The organism is Fluviicola sp. (assembly GCF_039596395.1).
Lineage (GTDB): Bacteria > Bacteroidota > Bacteroidia > Flavobacteriales_D > Crocinitomicaceae > Fluviicola.
This window is the reverse complement of record NZ_JBCNJT010000001.1, coordinates 1,628,860-1,644,149: the sequence shown is the minus strand read 5'-3', so window position 1 is coordinate 1,644,149 and position 15,290 is coordinate 1,628,860. Positions and strand designations below refer to the sequence as shown.

Below are 15,290 nucleotides of genomic sequence, written 5' to 3'. Positions count from 1 at the left end.
GGGAGATTTTCATTGTATTATTTTTCGTCGTCATCGTCTTCTTCTTCTTCGTCGTACTCGTCCTCATCATCGTAGTCTTCATCCGAATCGTCCTCATCATCGCTGTTTACCAGGTATTTGCGGTAATCTTCATCTTCTTCCTCTTCTTCGTTTCTTCCGAATAAATCCAATTCTTCATCCGTTAAGTCATCGTCGTCCAAAAACTGGTTGTCTTTTCCACTTTTGCGGTAAGCTTCCATTTTTGGCTTTTTCGGAGTTTCCTTACCGGCATTTCCGCCAATGCTTCGGGTATCTTTTTCCTTTTTACGTTCAACTTTTGCAGGAATAATATCATCCGGGTTGGTGAAAGCAGGTTTACTGACACGATTATCATCCGGTTTTTTGTAATCCGATTTGTACTCGTTGGTATTGCTGCGGTCTTCTCTCGGGCGATCACTTTTGTAAGGTCTGTCACCCGAACGGTTATCACCGCCTCCGGATGGTTTTCCTCCTGAAGCGCGGTCATCAGCTTTTTTAACGGCAATGTTACGTCCGTTAATGGCATAGTTGTCCAATGCTTCAATCGCTTGATCTGCTTCTGATTCATCAGCCATTTCAACAAAGGCAAAACCTCTCGGTTTACCTGTTTCGCGGTCTTTTGCAATGGTCACACGGTTTACTCTTCCGTATTCTTCAAAAAGGGACTTCAACTGTTCTTCTGTTGCGTTGAAATCAAGTTTTGCCACAAAAATACTTGTCATGGGTATGTAAATATTCTCTTTTGCTGCCTCAAAGAGGCATTTGTTTCGAACGAAGATATATAAATTTTCAAATCAACAAAACTTTGAATGATAATTCTGTGTTACCAATTATTGATTGGTCCCTTTCAAAGATTTTACACCTGAAATTATTGCTTGTTCTTCAGCAGATCACGAATCTCTATAAGGAGCTTTTCTTCACTGGAAGGTTCAGGAGCCGCAGCCGGTGTTTCTTCCTCTTCTTTTTTGCGCAAATGCATGGCTTTATTCATCAGTTTCACCACCATGAACAAGCAAAATGCAATCACCAGGAAGTTAATGACTTTTGCCAGGAAAGAACCGTACAGAATCCCGCCTTCCACAACATCTTTTTCAGCTAAAACAGGTTTCCCGTCCTTCAAAACAGCTTTTCCATCCTTTATAAGCGTATCGCCCTGATGAACGACCGCATTTCCGAAGGCTCTCAGTTCTTCGATTTTGTCGGCATGTGCCGCTTTCAATGCCGGATTCAGAATAGCGGGCGTAATGATATCTGATACCAGCGAGTTGATAATTGCTCCGAATGCGGCTCCGAGAATGACAGCAACTGCCAGGTCGACCACATTTCCGCGCATGATAAATGCCTTGAATTCCTTTAACATAGTTCTTAATTTGATGTGTTATCAAATATAACATTTATCTGATGGTATGCAAGGATTATCGCGGAAGAAGGTGTTAACATGAACGATCAGGACCCAAAAATACGGATCCCGCACGTGCGGAATTTGCCCAGGCAGGGCGAGGCATCTAGGATTGAAAGGGAATGCGCTGCTGAATGGAGCGCGAAAGGGTAATCTCGTCTGCGTACTGGATTTCCGAACCAACGGCGATTCCGCGTGAAAGTGCCGTAATCTGCACATTGGTGGCATGCAGTTTTTTATAAAGGAAAAAATTGGTCGTATCGCCTTCCATCGTGGGGCTGAGGGCCAGGATAATCTCATCTGCCAGTCCTGCTGTACATTTGTCAACCAAAGGTTGAATAAACAGATCGTTCGGGCCGATTCCATCCATGGGAGAAATAATTCCGCCCAGTACGTGATAAATTCCCTGGTACGTTCCGGTGCTTTCAATGGCCATCACATCGCGGATGTCTTCCACCACGCAAATCAGGCGGTGATTGCGCTTTTCATTCGAGCAAATGGAACAAATTGGAGTGTCGGAAATATTCCCGCAGGAAGAACAGCTCTGTACATGCGATTTCAATTGCTGCAGGATGTCCCCGAAGCGCTCCAGTTCTTCCGGATCGCGTTTCAGCAGGTTCAATACCAGGCGCAAAGCAGTGCGCTTACCGATTCCCGGTAATGAACTGAATTGTTCTACTGCTTCTTCAACGTATTTCGACGGAATATTCATCGCTCAAAAGTACGGATTTTCGGTTGTTTTCAAGTCTTTTTGGGGAATATCCGGCCAAATTCGGGCTCATTCGCACGAAGTACTTGTGTTTTCTGGCTTGAAGCAGTACTTTCGCGGGGTGGATAAGATAGAATTTGATTTTTTAGGATTGCACTTACTGGAGCCGATGGCCCTGATATTGAACTGGATCATTGCTGGGTTTTGCATTTTCGCATTCAATAAACTGGGGAAGTTCCGGAATGAAGCGAACTTTTACTGGCGGCTTTTTTACCTGACTTTCGGACTTTCTACATTCTTCGGCGGATTGGGACACCTGTTCTTCAATTATTGGGGATTCTTCGGGAAATATCCGAGTTGGATCTTCGGATGCCTGGCAAACGGGTTTGCTGCTGTCGGAGTGCTGCGTTTCAAAGGGATTTCCACTCCGAAAGATTATGCGTTTGCCTTGGTTTGGATCAAAAGTATTGCCCTTTGCGTCGTTTCCATATTAACCCAAAAGTTTATTTTTACCGCAATAGATGCAATCATTACGTACATCAGTTATACCGGTGTTTACGCTTATATTTTGAAGAGAAGGCACCCGGAAGCGCAATTTTTGAAAAAACTGATCATCGGGGTTTGTATCCTGACACCTTCGGCATTTATCTTTATTTTGAAGATCAATGTGCATCAATGGCTGAATAAAGATGATTTGAGCCATATCCTGATGTTGGTAACGATTTATTATTTTTACCTTGGAATAAAAGAATGGGGACAAAGTCAGTCTCCCGAATTGAAGCATGTCTAAGAACGAAGTAAATATTAAGAATAAGCGCGCGCGGTTTGAATATCAGCTGGATGAATTCTTTACCGCGGGAATGGTGTTGTCCGGTACGGAGATCAAAAGTATCCGCAATGGAAAAGCAAGTATCCTGGAAGCTTACTGCATCGTTGAAAACGGACAGGTGTTCATCCGTAACATGCACGTTTCTCCATACGAGAATGCTTCATTCTACAACCATTCGGTGCGTTCCGATCGCAAATTACTGCTGAACAAAAAGGAGATCAAAAAGCTCGAAAAGTGGGTGAAAACAAAAGGAAACACCATCGTTCCATTGAAACTCTTCCTGTCTGAAAAAGGCTGGCTGAAGCTCGAGCTTGCAACCGGAGTCGGTAAAAAAATGCACGACAAGCGCCACGACCTGAAAGAAAAAGACGACAAACGCGAAATGGACCGTTTGAAGAAAAACCGCTCTTAGAACTTTTGTTTTTGGGGGTATTGAGTACATTGAATCTGCGAAACGTAAGTTCAGCGAAGCTAAATCCATCAAATCTGCATGAAAATGCTGATGTCGAATCATAGGAATCCCAAAGTGAGTAAGTGAATGATCCGTCCCTGTGTGATCAGCAAATAAGCGACGATCGTTCCGATTCCCCAGAAAGAAAGGTGATAAAAGAACACGAAATTGAGCGTTTTCCGGCGTCTCAAATAGGGGTAAAGCGGCACCAGGAACAAAATAATCAGCCCGAAACGAATACTCCCGATGTGAAAGTCGAAGGGTGTGCGGTATCGCGTAAAATCATCCGTTGTGATCATTTTTACCGGTGTGTGCAGGAACCAGGTTGTTTCGATAATTACTTCCGGGTAGGCAAATTTCCAGGCGTATACATTGTTCTGAACGTAGTATTTTCCCCGGTTTTCCAATTCTATCCCGGTAATATTTCCTTTGATAATCCCGTTGTTCAGCGATTTGGAGGAACCGAGTAACACATCGTTTTCGTAGTGGAGCGGCAGGAAATATTCGGTAGACATGGCCAGTGAAAGTACCAGCGAAATCCGCATGATATATTTGTAAATACTCCAGCGCAAACCGGTAGTGAGTGAAGTGAAATAACGGTTATTGTCATGCGCCTGCTGCATTCTCTGCTTTTCGTAGCGCATTTTAGCCACGCGCATGCGTTCCAAACGTTCTTCATCCGATTCGTTTGTGGTTCTCCGGGAAGTTCTTTTTTCCGGTTCTTCACTGAAATCGGGGTTCAGGAGAATTTCAACCGCTTTTCCGAGCTTAATGAACACTTCATGCGCCATCGGATCGGGATTTACATCCGGGTGCAGGCGCAAGGCCAGTTTTTTATACTGCTTCCTGATCTCCGCATCCGTTGAACCGGCTGGAAGATTTAATAAACGAAAGCATTCGGCACGGGTCATTTAAAAAGTGCTTTTAGAGTTTCTTTCCGGCGGATTTTCCCATTTTCAGTTTTCAGAATGGAAGCAATCACTTGTTGTTTGGGCGCTGCATATTTACCGAATTTTTCCCGGATAAGTGCTTTTAGTTGTTCGAATTGTGCTTCCGGCAATGCTTCTTCGATAATAAGCACACAGGCTTCTCCCAGTGTTTCATGCGGAATTCCGCCAATGATGAACGGAACTTCGATCTGATCGGCAATCAGCTGTTCGATGTTTTCCGGGTGGATTTTAAGGCCGCCGCTGTTGATCACAAAATCGGCTCTTCCAAGCCATTCGAAATGTTTGGAGTCGATCAGCTTCACCTGGTCGTTTGTCTGCATGCGTTCGATTCCCAGCTTCGAATCCGTTACGACCAGAGAACCCTCTGAAATATCCAGCTCAACACCTTCCAAAGCTTCGTATACCGGGTTGTTCATTTTTCTCAAAGCAATGTGGGAAACCGTTTCGGTCATACCAAAACCGATATAAATCTGTGGGCTTAAATCCGAAAGTGTTTTTTCCAGTTCAAGGGATAGTCCCATTCCGCCAAGCAGGATGCAGTCAAAGCGGTTTAAACTGTCCGGGGTTTCTTCCAGGATGCTCTTTACCTGGTAAGGAACCAGGGAAATAAACGAAAAGCGTGATTTGTGATCAATTTCTTCCAGCGGATTGGCCCGAGGTTCCACCACGTGAATGGAATAATTCCCGACCAGTGCGCGAATGAGCATCATTTTTCCCCCGATCGTATGAGGCGATAAAGGCATCAGAACGCGGGAGTGTTCATTCAATCCGAAAAAAGCATTGCTGCGCTTTGCAGAAGCTTCCAGCTGTTCGCGTTTCAATAAAATAGACTTCGGGGTTCCGGTAGAACCGCTCGTTTTCACTCGATATTCCGGAGATTTTTCGTTCCACAGCGCAATAATCGCCCGGATCTCCTGGTAAGTTTCTGCGGAACAATCGGTGTATGTTACTTCAAAAGCCATCTTACAAAGTTAAAAGTCAGAAGGTAAATGTGGATAAGCTGCGTTGAAACGATCTTACCGCATTTGGAACAAATCTTGGAATAAAACTTTAAAAGTTCAAAGTATTTCTAAAGTTCAGACTAAATGAATTTCAAACTGGATTTTGTATTTGAACCATTTGAACCATTTGAACCATTTGAACCATTTGAACCATTTTAATTGCTAAATTTAGACAAAGATTATGATTCTTAAAAACGCAACTATGAAATTTACGGTCATGCTCCTGTTGGGGCTTTCATTCCTTGTTTTTTCGTTCAATTCGGCTGAGAAAACGGCTCCTGAAACAGAAACAGTTACCGTTTCGGGCATTAAATTTTCCAAACTGACTTTTCAGAAAGCGATCAAGCAGGCACAGGCTACCGGGAAGTTGATTTTCATTGATGTTCATACCAGCTGGTGCGGGCCTTGTAAGGAAATGGCCAAAACCACTTTTTCGGATACGGAAGTAGGGAATGTGTTCAACGGACGCTTCATCAATTTAAAAATCGATGCGGAACAGGATGCCGACGGACCGATGATTTCCAAAGCATATACCGTTACGGCGTACCCGACTTTACTTTTCGTGAACGGCGAAGGAAAAATGGTGAAGAAACTGGTAGGGAAGCAGAGCAAGGAAAAGTTACTGGCTGCAGTTTCAACGATTAAATAACAGGGTAGGGACGCGATGCATCGCGTCCCTACCGGATTTTCATTTTCAAACAATATCCCTTATTCGTTGTTGCATAAAGCGTTTTCTTTTCCAGCAGCAATGCGCAAAAATTCCCTTTCATCAGGAAATGCCAGGTATTTCCGCCGTCTTTGGAGTAATCGATTCCTGTTGTTCCGCAAGCATACAGGATTTTTGAGTTCCCCGTAACACAAGACCGGTAACCGTTGGGGAAGGTTTCGGATGCTGTCCAGGTATTGCCGCCATCTTTCGTAAAACACGCATTTTTAGATGCTTCAGCACTTTTCCTGTAATCTCCGCCAACTACAACACCATTCAGCGGATTCCAAAAGAATACCGAAAAAGGCCCGGCGCCTTCACCGGTTTTCATAGGTAGTTTGACGGATAACGTTCTTTTCGACCACAGGTCTGCATAATGGAAACGGGCAGAAGAATCACCGCCGGAAACAAAAAAGTAAGCTTCCGGGCTCACGAATTGCGCGCAGGTTCCGCTGGCAGCATAACATCCTTCCTGAGGCTCGTTTGCAATTTTTTGCCCGATTTCTTCAAAAGTAGCGGATTCAACTCCCTTCTTGCGGATAAAGAAATTTCCGTCAATGGGATCACCCAATATGACCAATTCATCTTTCCAAATGGAAATATCGTCCAGGAAGATGCCGCTTTCGTTGAATACCGGGGTGGAAGTTTCCAGAGTTCCTTTGTAAACAATCCCGTTGTCGCCCGATAGAATGCTGTAGATCGTGTCTTTATGGATGGCAATATCCCGGAATTCACCGCCTTTTACCGGTGGAACGATCGTTTTTTTCGTTTTGTCTTTTTCATTGAAAGCAATGACTCCGGTTTTGGATGTTCCGAACAGGAGCAAGTCTTTTCCGTAGCGTACTACGATGCGTGAATAAGAAGTATCTGCAGTGAAATGGAGCGTATCGACCGCTGCTACTTTTTGCGAGATTCCATTAAGGCTTAGGAGCAGGAGTCCTGAAAAGAGAATTAAATTTTTCACGCTGTTCTTCTTTTAGTTTCGGAATGTTGTCAGGAACCGTTCGTTTCCATCTTTTATGCGACCACAACCAGGGCCCGGGTTCTTCCAAAATACGCTTTTCGAGCAAATGTGTGTGCGTTTCTGTAATCTTCCCCCATGGAAGTGTTCTCGGTTCATCCGTCAGAAGTTGCAATTCTACTTCGTAGTAGCCGCGTTTGATCTTTTTCGGTAAATAAAAAACCACCGCCTGATCATACGTGTTTGCCAATTGCTCGGCCCCGAAAAGAATCCCGGTCGTTTGATGCAAAAAAGTCATCCAGTAGCATTTGGTAGAATCTGCCGGACTTTGATCGCTCAATACCAGGGTCGCCGTTGGAATCCCTTTTTGAAGATAGGAATTAAATGTCTCTTTGACAATTTTAGCGTGAATAACTTTCATTCCGAAACGCGAACGCAGTGTATTGATTTTTTTATCCCAGTAACCGCTTGTAAGCGGCATCCCGATTCCTACTGCCTGGTGCGGGAAGAACAGGTCCTGCCCGGTAATCATCCATTCCCAGTTCATATAATGTGCTGAAACCAGCAATACACTTTTGTTCTGGTCGTAAAGTTGTTCCATGAGTTCCGGGTTCTTGATCTCAAACCGTTTGCGCAGTTCTTTTTCGGAAATTCCCAGGTTTTTGACTCCTTCCAGGAGCATATCGGCAAAATGGCGGTAGAACGAACGTTTGATTCTGCGGTGTTCCTTCTTCGTCAGGTGCGGGAAGGAACGGGCAATGTTTCCCTCAATGACTTTCTTACGGTAAGGAAAAACAGTGATCAGCAACAGGAAAAACAGATCGGAAAAACGATACGTGATCCAAAGGGGAAGTTTGGAAAGAGGAAGTACGAACAAATAGTAAGCGACTTTACTCATTTCATGAATGTATTTGCGAAGGCGTTTGTGACGCCCGGAGTTTGGTGTTATGTAGTGGGAAACCAAGCTTGAAACCCTCCAAACCCAGTAAATTCCCGGTTTGCCATTTGGCAAACTGGCAAATTAGCAAATTAGCAAATTTGCGCAGGAGATGCTGATGAATGATATTCGGTTGAAACCTCATTTCTTGAATTTATTGGGCCAAAGCGTTTGTAACTGTTTGTGGATTTCCTGCTCGCGTGCACTGCTTCCGGCATGGAAAAAGGTGCGGTCTTTCAAAGTATCCGGCAAATATTGCTGGAAAACAAAATTCCCCGGGAAATTGTGAGCATATTGATATTCGGCACCGTATCCTAGGTCTTTCATCAACTTGGTAGGTGCGTTTCTCAAATGCAGCGGAACAGGAGCATTCGGATCTTGTTTGACGGTTGCAATGGCTTCATCGATGGCCAGATAAGCAGCGTTTCCTTTGGGGGAAGTTGCCAGGTAAATGGCACATTGGGAAAGGATGATGCGCGCTTCCGGCCAGCCGATTACCTGGATTGCCTGGAACGTATTGTTTGCCATGATCAGCGCAGTTGGATTGGCCAGTCCAATATCTTCAGCAGCGGAAATAAGCAGTCTGCGTGCAATGAATTTCGGATCTTCGCCGCCTTCGATCATGCGTGCAAGCCAATAAACGGCTCCGTCCGGATCGCTTCCCCGAATGGATTTGATGAAAGCAGAAATGATATCGTAATGCTGTTCTCCGTCTTTATCGTAGCGCACGCGTTGTTGCGCCAGTTGGTTCACCAATTCATCTGTAATAACTGCCGTTTCATTCGGCGAAAAGGTATTTACAACCATCTCCAGCAGGTTCAGCATTTTGCGTGCATCGCCTCCGGCAACGGCAATCAGTGATTTGTATTCGCGCAACTCGATCTTGCGTTTCGAAAGAATGACGTCCTGTTTGATAGCACGATTGATCAGTTCCAGCAAATCTTCCAGCGTGTGGCTTTCCAGCGTATAAACCTGACAGCGCGATAGCAAAGCGGAAATGACTTCAAACGACGGATTTTCGGTTGTTGCACCTATCAGTGTAATCGTTCCTTTTTCAACCGCTCCAAGCAGAGAATCCTGCTGTGATTTGGAAAAACGGTGGATCTCATCAATGAACAAAACGGCCCCGCCGGTCTGGAACATTCCCTGGCTTTCTGCTTTTTGGATAATCTCCCGGACATCTTTTACACCCGAAGAAATAGCCGAAAGCGTATAGAAGGGCCGGTTCAGTTCTTTTGCCAGCAAATGCGCCAGGGTTGTTTTCCCGACACCCGGAGGCCCCCAGAAAATAATGGAGGGGAGGATTTTGGACTGAATAGCCTTTTTCAAAGCTCCGTTTTCCTCCAGCAAATGCCGCTGCCCGATGTATTCGGACAAATCATGGGGACGCATACGTTCTGCTAAAGGAGCACTCATCTTAAATATGGATCAAAGAGTTGAAACTGTTCAAAAGTTCAAAAAAAGTTGAATGGTTAAAGTCTTTAAACTTTTTGAACCCATTTGAACTATCGGAATTTTTGAACTTAGTTCAAAGATAAGCTTTTTCTGACTTAGTTATCAGCCGGATTTACAGGATAATCAGCCATTAATTTATATTTCCCACCCAATTGTGCTAGTAAATCACGCCAGAGGTCATCGTCGAAGGCATTGAAAATGTCCAGGTTGTCGGGAGCTTTCATTACAATCCAGCTCAGATCGTCGATCTCATTTTGCAGTTGTCCTGCGCCCCAGCCGGTGTAGCCGATAAAGAAACGCAGGTTTTCCGGTGTCATTTCATCATTGGAAATCCGCTTTTTGATTTCGGGATAATCGCCTCCTAAATAGAGGTTTTTACCGATCTGTGTGCATCCTTCAATATCTTTGTGCTGATGCATGTAAAACAGCTGATTGCGTTCTACCGGCCCGCCAAAACCTACGGGTATTTTTGCCTCGGGAAAATCAGTCACTACCGAGTTGATTTCAATTTCCAGGGTGTTGTTCAGGATTAAGCCAAAACTTCCTTCGTCGTTGTGTTCGCACAATAAGATAACTACCCGGGAGAAATTACTGTCCATCAGGAAAGGTTCTGAAAGAAGCAAATCGCCTTTTGCCGGGTTTGGCTGTTTGTTAATTTGTAACGGAATCAAAGTAGTTTGTTTTTCCCGTAAAATACAACTTTTTTTTAGTTGAAAAGAAAACAGGCGGTTACTTTGAATAATTAGTTGAGAACAATAGGTGGTTTACGGATATTGATGTTTGCATTTTGCAAAATGGATGCATTTCCTCGAATTCCGACTGTAAAACTTTTGTTCGTTCCGATAGGTGTCCAGTTGAAAACCACGTTCCAACAGTGAATATTCCGGTATAAGTTTATATTGAAGTTACTGATTGCGCGCTGCTCGATATCGTACATGATACGTGCCCCGACTTTCCAGTTTGGAGTCAGGTTGACATCACCGCTCATGGTTACGGTATTGGTTGGCAAATAACGTTTTCCACGCCAGGTCGAAGTATCCGAATTCAAATTGAGCGAGAAAATGTGGTCAACCGTTAATTTCCACGGAATCTCGAAATAAACCATTTGGTTCGGATTGAGGATCCATTGCTGGTATTCCGGGTTCCACACATTCGACATCTGGTTGGAAATGTTTTGCAGCTTATCGCGGCTTCTTTTGGTAGTTAAGATCAGAGTTGTTGCAAATTGAGCGGAACGGATACGCCCGATTCCCTGCTTGGTTTTAAACGCATAATCTTTTACGATCATCCCGGTGGTGTCGTTCCATCCGTACCAGCTGTGATTGGCTGTAATGGTGAGGTTGATGAACTCGTTCGGATTGATGACCATACGCATATTCAGATCACCCCAACGCATGGAATCTTTGAAAATGTCGTAATCGGTACTTAAAAAGAAGTTGTCGATCAGGCGTGTTTTTTTGAAACCGGTCACCGTGTCTTTTTCGCTCTTTTGCTTGAGTTCAAAGGTGTTATTCAACCCGAAAATAATTCTCCCGGAAGATTGGGTCACGCTTTCACCGTATAAGCTTCGTTCGTATTTGCTGTATTTGACTTCCGTCGCAACACCGTTGATGGTATCTATATAGCTTTGAATTCCCTGTTGGATTACCGGTGCGTAATTAAACGATACGGTCGGTGTCATGACGTGACGGAGCAAAGTTTTCCGTTTCCCCACAAACCGGTAATAGGAATACAGGTTGGAAGTCAATGAAACGCTTGAATTGAAGGAATGACTGAACCCGCCTGTTCCGATGGTGTCAACCAACACGGCGTCTGCATAATTACTGGTGTCCACAACGGTTTTTACCACAGACTGGAAGTTGTAAATCTGCCTGTAGGTTGCGGAAGGCGTAATCCGGATGGTGTTTTTCAGGATGCTGAAAGTGGCTTGTGCATTGAAGTTCTGGGTGAGCCCATTTCGGAAATTCTGACCGATGCTGTCGAAGCGCCCGTTTTTCAGATAAGTATCCTTGAAGGAAGACCTGTTCTGGAACTCGTTGGAGTAGCTGATCCCGACGAGTTTATTGACTTTCTTGAACGGGAATATCCGGTTGGTGGTCTGGAAATTGAAAATAGGAGAGGTGAGGTCAATGATCTTGGTTGCGGAGTTTTGTCTCAGGCTCAGTTTCAGATCGGCAGAAATCGGTAATGACCCGAAGCGTTTCCCCAAACGGATATCCGAGTTCAGGGTATTGTTGAAATACTGCGGATTGTTTTGCGTATTCAGGGTTTGCTTGTTGGTCGAGTTGGAGTTGTAGTTCACGTTTGCCGTAAACGACCAGTTCGGGTTCAGTTTCGGGTCCTGGTTGTGTGTCCAGCGAATGGTGGTGGTGCTGAATACCGTTGAATCCGGGTAGCCGTATCTGAATCGGGTATAACCGACATCGAAATTCCCGTTGTATTTGTAGCGGGTAGCGTATTCGGAGTAATTTCTGAAACCAAAACTTCCGCGTGTATACCCGGTAGCATAGGCGATAGTCTGGAAACGCTCGGAAATCGGGATGTAGTAACCCAAATCCAGGAATCCCATTCCGTAAGCGGAAATGAGCGAGTATTGCGGCATGATGAAACCACTTTGCCGTTCTTTTTTCTTTTTCAGCGGGATCATCGCAAACGGAAGCCCGAGCGGAGTAGGAACCCCCATGACCCATAAATTGATCGGTCCGGAAACAATGCGTTTATCCGGGATCATCACTGCTTTGGAAAGCGCGAAATGATAATGCGGTTCTTCCAGGTTACAGGTAGTAAACTTCCCGTGAACAAAATGCACATCTTCATTCGGCTGGCGTTTTGCCTTCTCCATGGTCAGGTAATATTCGTCCTGCTTGATGGCGGCTTCCTGGATATAGCCTTTTTCCGTTTCAAAATTATAGCGGATAGAAGCGGCCTTTAAGGTGTCGCCGTTGTCGATAAACAAAGGTTTCCCGATTTTTCGTCCCAGAGAATCTACCACATAGGTCGCCATGACTTCGTTCTTGTTCAGGTCGATCAGTAAATATTCCGCCGACATGTCAATTCCTTCATAATTCAGCTTGGCTTCACCATACAAATGAACCTGCTTCTTTTTTAAGTCGGAATAAATGGAATCCCGTGCAGAATAGGTAATGATGGATTTGAAATCCGTGTCGTTGATATATACTTTGCGCACCTTGGTACTGTCAGAACGGGTTGTATCAGCCGGCTGACCGAATGCAAAAGAGGATGAAATACAAAACAGCAAGCAGAATATGGTTCTGATTGCAGCAGAAAAAATAAGGAAAGCGCCTTTTTTTGTTTTCAATGCTTGTATTAACGGTTGCAAAGCTACGAAAATCCCAGTGGTTTTGATTCAATTTCAAAAACCGATTGTCCGCAACTGGTTGTTTATATTCCTCAACATCCGGAAATTTGATACTCTTATTAATTACCACGAATGCGTAAATTTTTGGCGCATTCGCGTATAAAGCTTTGGCAGTGCTTAAAAACTTTAGTTAAAAAGTGCACTTTCTACAAAAGCCGCGCCAGAAATGGCACTCGTCGGCTTGTAACGGTTTTTTCAACATTTAATTATAGATAAGTTTCCGTTTTGGTCTGAAGATTGCTTGATAAAGGGCAGTATTTTTATCCCGGAAACGATATAACGCAATATGAACCGATTAGAAAACAGTTTGAAATGGATGAGATCCCGCATGGCCGGGACAGGTAAGATCGCGATAGCTGTTCCGTTTATCATGCTTTTTGGCTTTCAAAAAAAGGAGCAGCGTATTCACAGCAAGCAACCTGGAACCATTAAAACCATTGTGATTGATGCAGGTCACGGGGGAAAAGATCCCGGTTGTCATGGTTCTTCGGCACACGAGAAAACCGTGTGTTTGGCTATGGCGCTGGAATTGGGCCGCAAAATCAAAGAGGCTTACCCGGAAATCAAAGTGGTTTTCACACGCGATAAAGATGTGTTTGTAGAACTGGACGACCGCGCTAAAATTGCCAATAAAGCCAACGCGGACCTGTTTATTTGTATCCACGCCAATTCGGCTTCACCGACTGCTTACGGAACGGAAACATACGTGTTGGGATTGCACAAAACAGATGCGCAGGCAAAAATTGCGGACCGTGAGAACAGCACCATTTACCTGGAAGCGGATAAAGGAGAAAAATACAAGGATTTCGACATGTCTCCGGATGCCATCATTGCGCGTCAGCTGCAATTGTCGGTTTTCCTGGACCAATCGATCATTTTTGCAGGAAAATTACAGGATGAATTTAAGGCAATCGGGCGTTACAACCGTGGCGTGAAGCAGGCAGGATTCCTGGTGCTTTACAAAACTACCATGCCGAGCGTACTGATCGAAACCGGGTTCCTGACCAACAAAGACGAAGAGAAGTTTCTGGCGGATGAAGAAGGGCAGAAGAAAATGGCGGGGTCTATGTTCATTGCATTTGAGAAGTACAAAGCCGGATTGGAAGGTGTCGATTATAAAACGCGAGGTGCGCAGGATGAAGTTGCGGACAAACCGGCTGTTGAAAAAAATGACCTGAAAGATAAGGTTGTTTTCCGGGTGCAAATCGAAACTTCGGAAACAAAAATCGCCTCCAATTCCAGCCGCTTCAAAAAACACGAAGTGTTTGAGTATCAGCAGGATAAATTATATAAATACACCATCGGAGAATTTATAGACGACTTCAATGCTGCGAATACTTACAAGAACGAACTGAGACAAAAAGAATTTCCGAACGCTTTTGTGGTCGCTTTTCAAAATGGAGAGCGTATTAGTTTGGAAAAAGCTATTAAATTAGCAGAAAAATAAAAGTTTTGAAGATCAAAAAAGAAGTTAAGGCAGGTCTTATTGCTATCGCTGCAATCGGCTTGCTTGTCACCGGTATTAATTTTTTGAAAGGCTATTCATTTTTTGGAGGAGACCAAAAATATACTGCTTATTTCCCGAATGCAGGAGGTTTGAGTGCATCCACTTCGGTTTATGTTAACGGCGTTGTTGTTGGGAAAGTGATCTCGGTTGATTACAACCCTCAGGGAGATTCCACGAAAAAAGTTAAAATGGTATTCACCATCCAGGATGACGATCTGAAAATTCCGAGATCATCCGTTATCGAAACAGGTTCGGTGGATTTATTGAACAAAGGCTTGCTCATTTTTATGGGAGATGATCTTTCCAAAGGATATTATACGGAGAAAGACCGGATCCAGGGACATGTGCAGCTGGATATGTTCGGACAGTTGAAATCCTATGCGAACCCGGTACTTCAAAAAGTTTCCGCTTTGGTCGTAAATGTGGATAAGACGATTACTTCCCTGAAAGGTTTCTGGGATACAACGGCTACTTCGGAGATTCGGGAATCTTTGGTGGAATTGAAATTCACCTTCAAGAAATTCGGGAACATTGCAAACGATGTGGAAGGTTTGGTAGCTACTGAAAAAGTGAAATTGAGCCGCATTATGAACAATGTGGAATCTATTACGGCAAACCTGAAGGCTTCGAACGATAAAGTAACCAAATTGCTGGGCAACTTCGAGAAGATTTCAGAAGACCTGGTTTCTGCAGACTTCAAGAAAGTGATTACAAATGCCAATGCAACAATCGAAAAACTGAATTCAACCTTTGCTTCCATTGAAGCAGGGAACGGAACGCTTGGGAAATTATTGAAGGACGAAAAATTATACAACGAATTGGTTCAGACCAACAAGAGCCTTCAAAACCTGGTTCAGGACTTAGAGAAACATCCTGAAAGATACATTCACTTCTCCGTATTCGGTGCGAAAACAAAAGGAGTTCCGATTACTACAGGTGATGAGAAAAAATTACGTAACTTGTTAGATTCTATCCCTGATTAAAAACA

15 protein-coding genes are annotated in these 15,290 nt (G+C 44.1%); 5 read left to right on the top strand and 10 right to left on the bottom strand.

Annotation, left to right across the window (positions count from 1 at the left end):
• Positions 1 to 17 precede the first annotated feature (17 nt).
• From ABDW02_RS07290 to recR, 3 genes are all read right to left on the bottom strand, one after another.
• The gene (locus ABDW02_RS07290) at positions 18 to 740 is read right to left on the bottom strand and encodes an RNA-binding protein (RefSeq protein WP_343633616.1); all 723 of its coding nucleotides are present in this window, start codon (positions 738 to 740) and stop codon (positions 18 to 20) included.
• 146 nt (positions 741 to 886) lie between these two features.
• Entirely contained in the window at positions 887 to 1,378 is a 492-nt protein-coding gene (gene mscL / locus ABDW02_RS07285) for a large conductance mechanosensitive channel protein MscL (protein WP_343633614.1), read from the bottom strand.
• A 145-nt stretch (positions 1,379 to 1,523) separates the two neighbouring features.
• The gene (recR, locus tag ABDW02_RS07280; RefSeq protein WP_343633612.1) at positions 1,524 to 2,129 is read right to left on the bottom strand and encodes a recombination mediator RecR; all 606 of its coding nucleotides are present in this window, start codon (positions 2,127 to 2,129) and stop codon (positions 1,524 to 1,526) included.
• A gap of 118 nt (positions 2,130 to 2,247) precedes the next feature.
• On the opposite strand from recR, the gene ABDW02_RS07275 reads away from it, so the two are divergent.
• Together ABDW02_RS07275 and smpB are read left to right on the top strand one after the other, a co-directional pair.
• On the top strand, positions 2,248 to 2,916 hold the full coding sequence (locus tag ABDW02_RS07275) for a hypothetical protein (RefSeq protein WP_343633610.1): 669 nt from the start codon (positions 2,248 to 2,250) through the stop codon (positions 2,914 to 2,916).
• Positions 2,909 to 3,367 (top strand): SsrA-binding protein SmpB, encoded by a 459-nt coding sequence (gene smpB / locus ABDW02_RS07270; protein WP_343633608.1) that lies wholly within the window; start codon positions 2,909 to 2,911, stop codon positions 3,365 to 3,367. The genes ABDW02_RS07275 and smpB overlap by 8 nt, the downstream gene beginning before the upstream one ends.
• A 98-nt stretch (positions 3,368 to 3,465) precedes the next feature.
• Here smpB and ABDW02_RS07265 read toward each other — a convergent pair whose 3' ends face one another.
• Both ABDW02_RS07265 and ABDW02_RS07260 read right to left on the bottom strand, forming a co-directional pair.
• Positions 3,466 to 4,317 (bottom strand): J domain-containing protein, encoded by an 852-nt coding sequence (locus ABDW02_RS07265; RefSeq protein WP_343633606.1) that lies wholly within the window; start codon positions 4,315 to 4,317, stop codon positions 3,466 to 3,468.
• Complete coding sequence (locus ABDW02_RS07260) at positions 4,314 to 5,318, bottom strand: AMP-binding protein (protein ID WP_343633604.1); 1,005 nt, start codon at positions 5,316 to 5,318, stop codon at positions 4,314 to 4,316. Before ABDW02_RS07260 ends, ABDW02_RS07265 begins: the two co-directional genes overlap by 4 nt.
• Before the next feature lie 241 nt (positions 5,319 to 5,559).
• Between ABDW02_RS07260 and ABDW02_RS07255 the strand changes: the two genes are divergently transcribed.
• On the top strand, positions 5,560 to 6,006 hold the full coding sequence (locus ABDW02_RS07255; RefSeq protein WP_343633602.1) for a thioredoxin domain-containing protein: 447 nt from the start codon (positions 5,560 to 5,562) through the stop codon (positions 6,004 to 6,006).
• A gap of 28 nt (positions 6,007 to 6,034) precedes the next feature.
• Here ABDW02_RS07255 and ABDW02_RS07250 read toward each other — a convergent pair whose 3' ends face one another.
• The 5 genes from ABDW02_RS07250 to ABDW02_RS07230 form a co-directional block, all read right to left on the bottom strand.
• Positions 6,035 to 7,027, bottom strand: coding sequence for a hypothetical protein (locus ABDW02_RS07250; protein ID WP_343633600.1), 993 nt, complete (start codon positions 7,025 to 7,027; stop codon positions 6,035 to 6,037).
• Positions 6,981 to 7,922, bottom strand: a complete 942-nt coding sequence (locus tag ABDW02_RS07245; RefSeq protein ID WP_343633598.1) for a lysophospholipid acyltransferase family protein — start codon at positions 7,920 to 7,922, stop codon at positions 6,981 to 6,983. The genes ABDW02_RS07250 and ABDW02_RS07245 overlap by 47 nt, the downstream gene beginning before the upstream one ends.
• A gap of 180 nt (positions 7,923 to 8,102) precedes the next feature.
• Positions 8,103 to 9,377, bottom strand: a complete 1,275-nt coding sequence (locus ABDW02_RS07240) for a replication-associated recombination protein A (protein WP_343633596.1) — start codon at positions 9,375 to 9,377, stop codon at positions 8,103 to 8,105.
• Positions 9,378 to 9,511: 134 nt separating this feature from the next.
• Entirely contained in the window at positions 9,512 to 10,087 is a 576-nt protein-coding gene (locus tag ABDW02_RS07235; RefSeq protein WP_343633594.1) for a YqgE/AlgH family protein, read from the bottom strand.
• Between the two features lie 71 nt (positions 10,088 to 10,158).
• Complete coding sequence (locus ABDW02_RS07230) at positions 10,159 to 12,735, bottom strand: putative LPS assembly protein LptD (protein ID WP_343633593.1); 2,577 nt, start codon at positions 12,733 to 12,735, stop codon at positions 10,159 to 10,161.
• 346 nt (positions 12,736 to 13,081) lie between these two features.
• On the opposite strand from ABDW02_RS07230, the gene ABDW02_RS07225 reads away from it, so the two are divergent.
• Together ABDW02_RS07225 and ABDW02_RS07220 are read left to right on the top strand one after the other, a co-directional pair.
• Positions 13,082 to 14,242: an N-acetylmuramoyl-L-alanine amidase gene (locus ABDW02_RS07225; protein WP_343633591.1), complete on the top strand. Its 1,161-nt coding sequence runs from the start codon at positions 13,082 to 13,084 to the stop codon at positions 14,240 to 14,242.
• 5 nt (positions 14,243 to 14,247) lie between these two features.
• Positions 14,248 to 15,285 carry an MlaD family protein gene (locus ABDW02_RS07220; RefSeq protein WP_343633589.1) on the top strand — a complete coding sequence of 346 codons (1,038 nt, stop codon included), beginning with the start codon at positions 14,248 to 14,250 and terminating at the stop codon, positions 15,283 to 15,285.
• Positions 15,286 to 15,290 lie beyond the last annotated feature (5 nt).

Bases quoted from the DNA above. Each gene is read 5' to 3' on its own strand.
- ABDW02_RS07225 (WP_343633591.1), top strand. From the start codon at position 13,082: ATGAACCGATTAGAAAACAGTTTGAAATGGATGAGATCCCGCATGGCC.
- ABDW02_RS07245 (WP_343633598.1), bottom strand. From the start codon at position 7,922: ATGAGTAAAGTCGCTTACTATTTGTTCGTACTTCCTCTTTCCAAACTT.
- smpB (WP_343633608.1), top strand. From the start codon at position 2,909: ATGTCTAAGAACGAAGTAAATATTAAGAATAAGCGCGCGCGGTTTGAA.
- ABDW02_RS07240 (WP_343633596.1), bottom strand. From the start codon at position 9,377: ATGAGTGCTCCTTTAGCAGAACGTATGCGTCCCCATGATTTGTCCGAA.
- ABDW02_RS07290 (WP_343633616.1), bottom strand. From the start codon at position 740: ATGACAAGTATTTTTGTGGCAAAACTTGATTTCAACGCAACAGAAGAA.
- ABDW02_RS07255 (WP_343633602.1), top strand. From the start codon at position 5,560: ATGAAATTTACGGTCATGCTCCTGTTGGGGCTTTCATTCCTTGTTTTT.
- ABDW02_RS07265 (WP_343633606.1), bottom strand. From the start codon at position 4,317: ATGACCCGTGCCGAATGCTTTCGTTTATTAAATCTTCCAGCCGGTTCA.
- recR (WP_343633612.1), bottom strand. From the start codon at position 2,129: ATGAATATTCCGTCGAAATACGTTGAAGAAGCAGTAGAACAATTCAGT.
- mscL (WP_343633614.1), bottom strand. From the start codon at position 1,378: ATGTTAAAGGAATTCAAGGCATTTATCATGCGCGGAAATGTGGTCGAC.
- ABDW02_RS07260 (WP_343633604.1), bottom strand. From the start codon at position 5,318: ATGGCTTTTGAAGTAACATACACCGATTGTTCCGCAGAAACTTACCAG.